Source organism: Pseudoalteromonas sp. H71, from assembly GCF_001468485.1.
Lineage (GTDB): Bacteria > Pseudomonadota > Gammaproteobacteria > Enterobacterales > Alteromonadaceae > Pseudoalteromonas.
Genome location: NZ_LODI01000027.1, coordinates 20,867 through 31,564 on the forward strand (window position 1 = coordinate 20,867; position 10,698 = coordinate 31,564).

The window sequence follows — 10,698 nt, forward strand, 5'->3', positions numbered from 1 at the left end:
ATAAAAAAGGCGACCTAAGTCGCCTTTTTGATAAGTAGGGCTAAGTTAGCCTCTTACTTTTATTCCTTTCTTTTCCATACCGCGATAAATATAAAGCATTTGCGCGATTGAAATAAGGTTAGATACTAACCAATAAAGTACTAAGCCTGATGGGAACCATAAGAAGAATACAGAGAAGATAACCGGCATAAAGGTCATCATTTTTTGCTGCATTGGATCGGTAACCGTCATTGGTTGAAGCTTCTGAGTTATAAACATACTTGCACCAAATAAAATTGGTAATACGTAGTATGGGTCTTGTGCTGATAAATCAGTTAACCAAAGCATAAACTCAGCATGGCGAAGTTCTGTTGACTCTAAAAATACATAAAACAACGCTAAGAATATTGGCATTTGTAACAAAATAGGGAAACAGCCACCCATTGGGTTTACTTTCTCTTTTTTGTACATTTCCATAGTAGCTTGACCGAATTTTTGACGGTCATCACCATATTTTTCTTTTAATGCAGCCATTTTTGGTTGAAGGGCACGCATTTTAGCCATTGACGTGTATTGTGCTTTAGTTAGCGGGTACATCAATGATTTAACAATAATAGTGATAGCAATAATTGCTAAACCCCAGTTACCAAGGATACTGTAAAGCCATTTTAGTAATACAAATAGTGGCTGTGAAATAAACCATAACCAGCCGTAGTCTACAGTTAGGTCTAAGTCAGGGTGAAGCGCTTCTAATACATCAGACTCTTTAGGGCCCATGTAGTAGATAGAAGTAATAGTTTGCTCAGTACCGGCTTGTACATTAACTGGTTGTGCTTTTGTACCAATGATTGCGGCATTGCTGCTCGTAATTAAGCTATACAGGGTGTTGGTTTGGTCTTGTTTTGGTACCCACGCACTTACAAAGTAATGTTGAATAAATGCAATGTAACCACCTTGTGTGCTTTCATTGAGGTTTTTGTCAGCCATGTCAGAAAAACTGTACTTTTCGTACGGTTCTTCGTCAGTACCGTAAGCTGCACCTAAATAGTTTTGATCAACTAAGCTGCCTTTTTCTTGTACTGTGCGCTTAACTTGCGTGTAAAGCTGTACTTGAATAGGCGCACTGGTTGTATTGTTTACTGTGTATTCTAAGCCAACGTCATATTGCCCTTTTTTAAATACATACGTTTTAGTAAAGCTAACACCGTTGCTGTCAGTAAACTGCAGCGGTACACGTAACTCATCACCGGTTAAGGTATAAGATGTTTGTTCGCTGTGGTAAGTAGGGCGACCGTTTGCAGATGCGTCAGGACCATTTAAACCAATTAAACCACTTTGTGAAAAGTATTGATTACCATCAAACTCACCCAGCAGCATGAAAGGTGTTTCTTCGCCTTTCACTTCTTCATACTGAAGTAAGTCTGATTCAACAATATCACCACCTTTGGTGTCGATTTTAACTTTAAACACGTCTGTTTTAATTTCTATAACAGAACGTTTAGCTAATGTTGTTGAAGCCGGTAAGCCAGATTCTGATGATGAGGGTATAAAATCATCTGATTCAGTTGAATTTGCTTGTTGTGTTTGTGTTGTGGCACTTGGATCGACTTTTGGCTGGTTATAATCATTATTCCATTCTTGGAACAATAAAAACGACACTAGCATTAGGCCAATGAATAAAAACGTGCGTTGCGATTCCATAACAGCTCTTATTTCTCGTGTTGGTGGTTAATATGGGTTATTTTTTCAGGTACTGGGTCATCACCACCTGAATGTAAAGGATGGCATTTTAATATGCGTTTTAATGCTAACCAACTTCCTTTTATCAATCCATGCAATTTTATTGCTTGAATTGCGTAATGTGAGCAGCTTGGATTAAAACGACAATGCGGACCTAATAGCGGGCTAATCCACTTTTGATAACCGCGGATCAATAACACTAAACATAATGTCGGTAAAGCAACAAGTGGTTTAAGTAACCTCATGATGTTTATGCCCCTAGTTAAATTTAGTGAGATAGATATCATGTATTTAAAGGCTCTATTGGAAATTTTAAATGCATGATTAAAAGGTGAGCTAAAGATACATTAATTAACCCTGTAATTCTATTGCTATTGGGTTTGTTTATTAGATTTAGCTGATTTGTTTGGGCGTTTCTTAAAGGGTGGAGGCTTAGGCGCACCTGGTTTACAGCGTTCATTAATTTTTCGCCATAACTTAGTCAGTTGCTTGGTTAATTCTTCATTAGACTGTTCGTCAATACCATTTTTAACCATAAGCACAATATCAATGTTATCAATGTTGTGTTGATTTAAACGAAAACTTTCGCGAGCAAGACGTTTAATACGGTTTCGTTGGCATGCCTTTTTTACACGTTTTTTAGCAACAGTAAGTCCTAACCTAGGTTTCCCTTGGTCATTGGGTTTAGCTAATAGAGTGAAGTAAGGAGTTGCAGCCCGGGCGGGTTCGTTAAATATACGAGAGTAATGCGAGGGAGTTAACAGACGTAACTCCCTGCCAAAGCTAAAGTCTTCCACTTATAAATTAAGCAGAAAGAACTTTGCGGCCTTTAGCGCGGCGACGTGCTAATACTTTACGGCCATTTACAGTTGCCATGCGAGCACGGAAGCCGTGTGCACGTTTGCGTTTTAAAACGCTAGGTTGAAAAGTTCTTTTCATAACAATCTCATCCGATCGGTTAAAGTTAAAACATCCTATGCAGGTCGCGATCCTGGCACAGGTGCCATTGCGAGCGCGAGATATTATAGATGAAACGACTTAAAGTCAATCATAATTACGCGTTAAGCACTGTGTTTATTAAGCAAGCAGCTGGGGATCATAAAGCGTGATCTAGTAGGATCATCATAAATAAGAAGTTTTCCACAGCCCATGTATAAAAAGTGAATAAAAGCCGGGGAAAAGTAAATTGGATCGTAGAATTGGTTCGCGATCTTGGTGTTATTTTGTTATGATCTACTATCAAGTTAATAATTAAAAATGTAATTAAATCAGTTTGTTAGTGTTTTTTTATAACGTTATACATCATTTTATAAAAATCAGCCTTTTACTTGTGGATAAACTGCCTTCATAATACTTGGTCTTGGGCCGCTTATTTGGCTATTTAAACGCAATAAATGCATGGTATTTAACCATTTTTGATGTGCGGGAATAAAAATTATATCTTTGGGAGTTTAACTGTGTATCTGTCGGTTTGGCAAAGTTGTTTATATGTATTGCAAGATGAATTGCCTTCGCAGCAGTTCAGTATGTGGGTAAGACCACTTCAAGCAGAAAGTACCGAAGATACTCTGACTATTTATGCACCTAATCGCTTTGTGCTTGATTGGGTAAGAGAAAAATACCTTAATCGAATTAACGAATTACTTGTAGAGATTTGTGGTGATGAAGCACCTGAACTGCGTTTTGATGTAGGTAGTAAGCCGCTGTTAAATACACAGGTTGCACCTGTTATAGAAACGCAATCTGCACCTAATACGCAAGCATCAGCAAAGCAACAACCGCGAGAGCAAAAGCCGGTTGTTGAGCCAGCACCTAAATCGGGTTATAAATCTAATATTAAAGAAAACTATACCTTTGATAGTTTTGTTGAGGGTAAATCTAACCAGCTAGCAAAAGCGGCTGCAACTCAAGTGGCCGATAATCCTGGCTCTGCATTTAACCCTGTATTTATATACGGTGGAACAGGTTTAGGTAAAACGCACTTACTCCATGCTGTAGGCAATGGCATTATGGCTAATAAGCCTGATGCAAAAATTGTTTATATGCATTCTGAACGTTTTGTGCAAGACATGGTTAAAGCGCTACAAAATAACGCAATAGAAGAATTTAAACGTTATTACCGTAGTGTTGATGCATTAATGATTGATGACATTCAATTCTTTGCAAACAAAGAGCGTTCTCAAGAAGAATTTTTTCATACCTTTAATGCCTTACTTGAAGGCAACCAACAAATTATTTTAACTTCCGATCGTTACCCTAAGGAAATTGAAGGGGTTGAAGACAGACTTAAGTCTCGTTTTGGTTGGGGATTAACAATTGCTATAGAGCCACCAGAACTTGAAACTCGCGTTGCTATTTTGATGAAAAAAGCCCAGCAAAGTAAAATTAATTTACCGCACGAAGTGGCTTTCTTCATTGCAAAAAAATTACGTTCAAACGTGCGAGAGCTTGAAGGGGCACTTAATCGTGTAATTGCAAATGCAAACTTTACAGGGCGTCCTATCTCTATCGACTTTGTAAAAGAAGCACTGCGTGATTTACTGGCACTGCAAGATAAGCTTGTCACAATTGATAATATACAGCGTACAGTGGCTGAGTATTATCGAATTCGTGTGTCAGATTTACTTTCTAAACGCCGAAGCCGCTCTATAGCAAGACCTCGTCAGGTTGCTATGGCGTTGTCTAAGGAACTTACTAATCACAGCTTACCTGAGATTGGGGATGCTTTTGGCGGGCGAGACCATACAACTGTTTTACATGCGTGTCGTAAAATAAAATCACTACGTGATGAAAGCCACGAAATCAAAGAAGATTATCAAAATTTAATAAGAACATTGTCATCTTAGGGCTGACTTTATTATGCAAATAACAATATCAAGACAACAATTTTTAAAGCCATTGGTACAAGTATCGGGCGCAATTGAGCGAAAGCATACGTTACCAATTTTATCTAACGTTTTGTTAGTAGTAGAAAACGGACAGCTTTCGATGACAGGGACCGACCTTGAAATTGAATTAGTGTCTGGTGTTTTTGTAGGTGATGATATTGCCGACACAAAATTGACTTTACCCGCTAAAAAATTACTCGATATTTGTAAAAGCTTACCTGAAGGTTCAGACATTACTTTAAGCTTACAAGATCACCAGCTGTTATTAACCAGTGGTAAAAGTCGTTTTTCATTAACGACATTATCCGCTGCTGATTTTCCCAATTTAGAAGAGTGGGATGGTGAAGTTGAATTTCAACTAACACGTTTAGAGCTTCGTAAATTACTTGAAAGCACACATTTTTCAATGGCAAACCAAGATGTACGTTATTACTTAAATGGTATGTCGTTTGAAGTTGATAACAGTGATATTAAAACGGTGGCTACCGACGGACACCGTTTGGCTATTGCACAGAAAAAACTTACTCAATCATTAAATACCCAGCGCCAATTAATTATACCGCGCAAAGGTGTACAAGAAATTATGCGCCTTATGGTTGCCGACGATGAGCTAGTAACTATTCAATTTGGTGCTAACCACATTCGTATTATTGATATTGAGTTTACATTTACAAGTAAACTTGTTGATGGGCGTTTTCCTGATTACCGACGTGTACTTCCACGTGGCGGTGACAAAACAATTATTGCGAACCGTGAATGGTTGCGAAATGCGTTTCAGCGTGTATCTATCTTGTCGAATGAAAAGTTTCGTGGTGTACGCTTAAATTTATCAAATGGTTTATTAAAAATTACTGCTAACAATCCAGAGCAAGAACAAGCTGAAGAGGTTGTTGAAGTAAATTACCAAGGTGATGAATTAGAAATTGGTTTTAATGTTTCGTATGTTTTAGATGTACTAAATACATTAAAAACCGAAGATGTACAGTTTACGTTAGCAGATTCAAACAGTAGTGCTTTAATAGAAGGCGCTGGTGATGATGAAGCTATGTATGTTGTTATGCCTATGCGTTTATAAGATCATAAACATATAATGAGCTTAAGTCATTTGAGCCTCAAATATTTTCGTAATATTGAGGCGCTGACGCTAGAACCTGTTAATGGCGTTAATATTATATATGGTGAAAATGGCAGCGGGAAAACCAGTCTTTTAGAAGCTATTTATTACCTTTCTCACGGCAAGTCTTTTCGAACACCAAAACATAAAAGCATAATTGCACACCAACAGGACCAGTTTGTAATTCATGGCCGAAAAACGGTTCATGATTTATCAATTCCTATTGGTATTAGTAAAACGCGGTTAGGTGAAACAAATTTAAAGATTCAAGGTAAAGCGAGCCGAAAAATATCTGAACTCGCACAACTTATGCCTGTTCAAATAATTACGCCTGAAAGCTACTCTTTGTTTTTTGGTGGTCCAAAAGAGCGCAGAAAGTTTTTAGATTTAGGATTGTTCCACGTGGAACATGAGTTCTTTTACCTGTGGCAATCCTTTAATAAAGTATTAAAACAACGCAATGCATTGTTAAAGTCTAAGCCTAAGAATTATTTTGACCAAATTAAGTTTTGGGACAAAGAATTTGTTAGACTGGCTGAAGAAATAAATAAATTGAGAATGGCGTATATAAGTAGGTTTAAGCAGCAGTTTTTTGGTAAAATGTGTGCAGAATTAACGCTTATACGCGATTTAGAAATGACGTTTAATGCAGGCTGGAAAGAGAATGAATCTCTTAACGATGCATTAGAACAAAACTTTGAGCGAGATTCTCGCCAAGGATTTACAAGTAAAGGCCCTCATAAGGCTGACTTTAGTTTTAGTGTCGCTGGCAACAGTGTAGAGAATACGTTCTCACGCGGGCAGTTAAAGTTATTATTGTATGCGTTAAAAGTAACGCAAAATAGCTTAATTGAGTCAGAGACCGATAAGCAATCTATATTGCTAATAGATGATTTACCCTCAGAGTTAGGCGAAGATACAAAAGAGAAAGTTGGGCAATTATTGTCTCACTGTCGTTCTCAAATATTTATCTCTTCAATTTTATCTGAGAGTATTTCTGCTGTGGTGGAACCCATGCAACGAGAACTACAAATGTTCCACGTGAAACATGGCAACCTAATAACAAGATAAGTGGGATTAACCATGTCTGAGAATTATGACTCGTCGAGTATTAAAGTACTTAAAGGATTAGACGCAGTAAGAAAGCGTCCTGGAATGTATATAGGGGACACCGATGATGGCACAGGCTTACACCACATGGTGTTTGAGGTCGTTGATAACTCAATAGACGAAGCCTTAGCCGGTCATTGTGATGATATTTTTGTAACGATTCACTTAGATGGCTCTGTTTCGGTTAGAGATAACGGCCGTGGTATCCCAGTGTCTATCCATGAAGAAGAAGGCGTTTCGGCTGCCGAAGTAATCATGACGGTACTTCACGCTGGTGGTAAGTTTGATGATAACTCTTATAAAGTATCAGGTGGCTTGCATGGTGTAGGTGTTTCGGTTGTAAACGCACTTTCAGAAAAATTAAAACTAACCGTGCGTCGCGAAGGCAAACTTCATGAGCAGTTTTACACTATGGGTGTGCCAGATGCACCACTCGCTGTTATTGGTGACTCTGAAACTACGGGGACAGAACTACGCTTTTGGCCTAGTGCAGAAACATTCACTAATTTAGATTTTCATTACGATATTTTAGCAAAACGCCTACGTGAACTGTCGTTCCTGAATTCCGGTGTTAGCATCATTTTAAATGATGAGCGTGAAGAAAATAAAAGCGATCACTTCAAATACGAAGGTGGTATTCAGGCATTTGTTGAATACATTAACCGCAATAAAACACCTATTCATAAAGGTGTATTCCACTTTACACATGAGCGTGTTGAAGACGGAATTAGCGTTGAAGTATCAATGCAATGGAATGACGCATACCAAGAAAACATTTACTGTTTCACAAATAACATTCCACAACGTGATGGTGGTACTCACTTAGCTGGTTTTAGATCTGCGCTAACACGTACACTTAATAACTTTATGGAAAAAGAAGGCTTTAACAAGAAAGCAAAAACAACGAGTAACGCAACCGGTGACGATGCGCGTGAAGGTTTGACTGCTGTAATTAGTGTTAAAGTTCCAGATCCTAAGTTTTCATCGCAAACAAAAGACAAGCTAGTATCTAGCGAAGTTAAGTCTGCGGTAGAACAAGCAATGGCTGAAAAATTCACTGAGTTTTTATTAGAAAATCCAGTAGATGCAAAAATTGTTGTTGGGAAAATTATTGATGCTTCACGTGCACGTGAAGCAGCACGTAAAGCACGTGAAATGACACGTCGTAAAGGCGCTATGGACCTTGCCGGTTTGCCGGGTAAATTAGCCGATTGTCAGGAAAAAGATCCTGCGCAATCAGAACTTTACATAGTGGAAGGGGACTCTGCTGGCGGATCAGCCAAGCAGGGTCGTAACCGTAAGAATCAAGCGATTCTTCCGCTTAAAGGTAAAATTCTAAACGTTGAAAAAGCACGTTTTGATAAAATGCTGTCTTCACAAGAAGTGGCAACGCTAATCACTGCGTTAGGCTGTGGTATTGGCCGTGATGAATATAACCCTGAAAAACTACGTTACCACCGTATCATTATAATGACCGATGCGGACGTGGATGGTTCTCACATTCGTACCTTGTTGCTTACGTTCTTTTATCGTCAAATGCCAGAAATTGTAGAGCGCGGTTATATTTATATTGCTCAACCACCACTTTATAAAGTGAAAAAAGGTAAGCAAGAACGCTACATAAAAGACGATCCTGCACTTGTTGACTACTTAACATCGCTTGCACTAAATAACGCAGCGCTATACACAAGTGCCGATGCATCAGCACTTGAAGGTGAAGCGTTAGAGGAAATAGTTCACGATTATCAAAACACAGTTAAAGTAATCGAGCGTTTAAAACGTAAATACCCTAACACAGTAATGGAACGTTTGATCTACCAAAGCGAATTAACAAAAGAAGACCTTGAAGACGAAGCTAAAGTAATTACGTGGACAAAAGAGCTTGTTGATGACCTAGTAGACCGTGACGAAGATGCAACTATTTTCAACGCTGCAACTGAGTATGATGCAGAGCGTAACTTGTACTACCCAGTTGTGAATATTCGTCAACACGGTGTAGATAAGTCTCATGTACTAAGCTACGACTTCATTACATCGCGTGATTACCAACGTATTGCTGTGACTGGTGTTAACATTGCAAACATCATTACAGAAGGTGCCTATATTCAACGTGGTGAGAAAACAAAACCTGTTGATAACTTTGTGGATGCTTTGGAATGGTTGATCACTGAATCTAAGCGTGGGATCTATATTCAACGCTACAAAGGATTGGGTGAGATGAACCCAGATCAACTGTGGGAAACAACCATGGATCCAGGTGCACGCCGTATGTTACAAGTAACTATCGAAGACGCTGTTGGCGCGGATCAGTTATTTGCAACACTTATGGGTGATCAGGTAGAGCCACGTCGTGACTTTATTGAAACTAACGCGCTTCGCGTAGTTAACTTAGACGTGTAAAAACATATTTAGATAATAAAAAGGAGCCTAAGGGCTAATGCCAGTCAGTTAAGCTGACTGGTATTTTTCTTTTTTGTGGGGTATTTGCTTGGTTTGGGTTTGACCCTCCGAGGGTAGAACCTGTCTTCCCGCCTCGTCGGAAGCTCGTAATAAGTTAGCTGATTGATGAGGTTTTCATACAGCACAGGGAGTTTTCCTGAGCTTGTAAGTCCCGTTGTAAGTAAGAAGGCCACAACCGCGCTTGAGCACCCGCTGAAGCTTAGCTGATTTGGCCAGATACCTTTACGTGTAGCCGCTTCGGTCATAGCCACTCTTATCAAGTTGTAAGCAAGCAGTAACCCCCATAATTCTTGCTCAACCATGTCTTGGCGTTTGCTTCTAAGCGTGTATTCACTGTTCAGTAGCGTCTGTTTCATTTCACGATACCCTAACTCAATTTCCCAGCGGTGGCTGTATAAGTCTACAATTTCGTCACTGGGGTAACGCATTACATCGGTAAGCGATGTAAGAATTCGGCACTCTTTCCCTTTAACTTTTTTCGTAATTAGTCGCGCCTCAATCTCGTCCGGCAGCTCGGGGAACTTCTTTCTCGCTTGTGGAGTGGCTCTCAGCCTTACCTGTTTATCTACACGGCTATAACTTTTTATTACATCAAATTGGAGTCCTTTTCTTGCCGGTATCATCCAGTGTCTTTCCTCTCCCGCTTTTTGCCATTGATGCAGCAAGCCTAAGGAATAAAAACCACGGTCAAACAGGGTCAGTGAATGATTCGGCGTATCATTAATTAGCTGCTCTGCTAGCACCATTTCATTCGATTTGTATTTATCAAACGCACTATTAATGAGTTGGTGGCTTGTCAGCTCCATTTGGCACACCATGCGGATTTGAGGAAATGCCGTATCGCCATACTGAGTACTACCAGAGCCATACTTTTCACGGTTTTGAGCGGTATCAGCCGTTCTCCACACAACCCCATCGACACCGAGCAAATTTAGTCCATTCCATGTTTCGAATTTATTTTGTTGATACCAATGCTTAGCCATCTTCTTAAAGGATTTTTCGACAGCTTCGGTTCCTAGGCGCTGTCGCGCCTGAACCATCGCACTGGGTGCAACAAGCGGTGTTTTACCTGGTAGTGCAATATCCATCTTAGTCGCAATATTCCACACTGACTCTTGCCTAAAAAGACTCATCCCCATGACACACCACATCACAGATTCAAGAGGTAAGCGACGCTTTCTGACGGTGGCGACTCCCGCTTCAACAAAAGCCTCATCAATAATAGATGGCTGTAGAAATGACGAGAGCTTTTCAAACGAATGAAATTGGGTACTGGCATTAAATGCGGTGTCTAAAGCTGTTTTAATATTCATAAAAAAATCCGATGGCAAATGCTCATCGGATTCTTACATCTATAAAAGATCGGTCAACCGATCATTAAAATATTTCTTAACTGATCGGCATTAG

The 10,698-nt window shown here is 39.4% G+C and carries 9 protein-coding genes; 4 read left to right on the top strand and 5 right to left on the bottom strand.

Features of this window, described 5'->3' with window-relative positions; all coding sequences use genetic code 11:
- Nucleotides 1-45 precede the first annotated feature (45 nt).
- The 4 genes from yidC to rpmH all read right to left on the bottom strand — a co-directional run bounded on the left by yidC (nucleotide 46) and on the right by rpmH (nucleotide 2,658).
- Nucleotides 46-1,680, bottom strand: coding sequence for a membrane protein insertase YidC (gene yidC / locus ATS71_RS12790; protein WP_058405170.1), 1,635 nt, complete (start codon nucleotides 1,678-1,680; stop codon nucleotides 46-48).
- Between the two features lie 8 nt (nucleotides 1,681-1,688).
- On the bottom strand, nucleotides 1,689-1,964 hold the full coding sequence (yidD, locus tag ATS71_RS12795; protein WP_006793977.1) for a membrane protein insertion efficiency factor YidD: 276 nt from the start codon (nucleotides 1,962-1,964) through the stop codon (nucleotides 1,689-1,691).
- Between the two features lie 126 nt (nucleotides 1,965-2,090).
- Nucleotides 2,091-2,516: a ribonuclease P protein component gene (rnpA, locus tag ATS71_RS12800; protein ID WP_058405171.1), complete on the bottom strand. Its 426-nt coding sequence runs from the start codon at nucleotides 2,514-2,516 to the stop codon at nucleotides 2,091-2,093.
- Nucleotides 2,517-2,523: 7 nt separating this feature from the next.
- Complete coding sequence (rpmH, locus tag ATS71_RS12805; RefSeq protein ID WP_004335215.1) at nucleotides 2,524-2,658, bottom strand: 50S ribosomal protein L34; 135 nt, start codon at nucleotides 2,656-2,658, stop codon at nucleotides 2,524-2,526.
- 518 nt (nucleotides 2,659-3,176) lie between these two features.
- Between rpmH and dnaA the strand changes: the two genes are divergently transcribed.
- From dnaA to gyrB, 4 genes are read left to right on the top strand one after another with little or no spacing between them, the layout of a single operon-like run.
- Entirely contained in the window at nucleotides 3,177-4,565 is a 1,389-nt protein-coding gene (gene dnaA, locus ATS71_RS12810) for a chromosomal replication initiator protein DnaA (protein WP_058405172.1), read from the top strand.
- A 13-nt stretch (nucleotides 4,566-4,578) separates the two neighbouring features.
- Nucleotides 4,579-5,682 (top strand): DNA polymerase III subunit beta, encoded by a 1,104-nt coding sequence (gene dnaN / locus ATS71_RS12815; RefSeq protein ID WP_006793980.1) that lies wholly within the window; start codon nucleotides 4,579-4,581, stop codon nucleotides 5,680-5,682.
- A gap of 15 nt (nucleotides 5,683-5,697) precedes the next feature.
- On the top strand, nucleotides 5,698-6,792 hold the full coding sequence (recF, locus tag ATS71_RS12820; protein ID WP_058405173.1) for a DNA replication/repair protein RecF: 1,095 nt from the start codon (nucleotides 5,698-5,700) through the stop codon (nucleotides 6,790-6,792).
- A 12-nt stretch (nucleotides 6,793-6,804) separates the two neighbouring features.
- Nucleotides 6,805-9,231, top strand: a complete 2,427-nt coding sequence (gene gyrB, locus ATS71_RS12825; RefSeq protein ID WP_058405174.1) for a DNA topoisomerase (ATP-hydrolyzing) subunit B — start codon at nucleotides 6,805-6,807, stop codon at nucleotides 9,229-9,231.
- Nucleotides 9,232-9,275: 44 nt separating this feature from the next.
- Here gyrB and ATS71_RS12830 read toward each other — a convergent pair whose 3' ends face one another.
- Entirely contained in the window at nucleotides 9,276-10,604 is a 1,329-nt protein-coding gene (locus ATS71_RS12830; protein ID WP_058404632.1) for an IS4 family transposase, read from the bottom strand.
- Between the last annotated feature and the right edge of the window lie 94 nt (nucleotides 10,605-10,698).

Excerpts from the sequence above, each read along its gene's own strand:
- yidC (WP_058405170.1), bottom strand. The coding sequence starts at position 1,680 with ATGGAATCGCAACGCACGTTTTTATTCATTGGCCTAATGCTAGTGTCG.
- yidD (WP_006793977.1), bottom strand. The coding sequence starts at position 1,964 with ATGAGGTTACTTAAACCACTTGTTGCTTTACCGACATTATGTTTAGTG.
- rpmH (WP_004335215.1), bottom strand. The coding sequence starts at position 2,658 with ATGAAAAGAACTTTTCAACCTAGCGTTTTAAAACGCAAACGTGCACAC.
- dnaN (WP_006793980.1), top strand. The coding sequence starts at position 4,579 with ATGCAAATAACAATATCAAGACAACAATTTTTAAAGCCATTGGTACAA.
- recF (WP_058405173.1), top strand. The coding sequence starts at position 5,698 with ATGAGCTTAAGTCATTTGAGCCTCAAATATTTTCGTAATATTGAGGCG.
- gyrB (WP_058405174.1), top strand. The coding sequence starts at position 6,805 with ATGTCTGAGAATTATGACTCGTCGAGTATTAAAGTACTTAAAGGATTA.
- ATS71_RS12830 (WP_058404632.1), bottom strand. The coding sequence starts at position 10,604 with ATGAATATTAAAACAGCTTTAGACACCGCATTTAATGCCAGTACCCAA.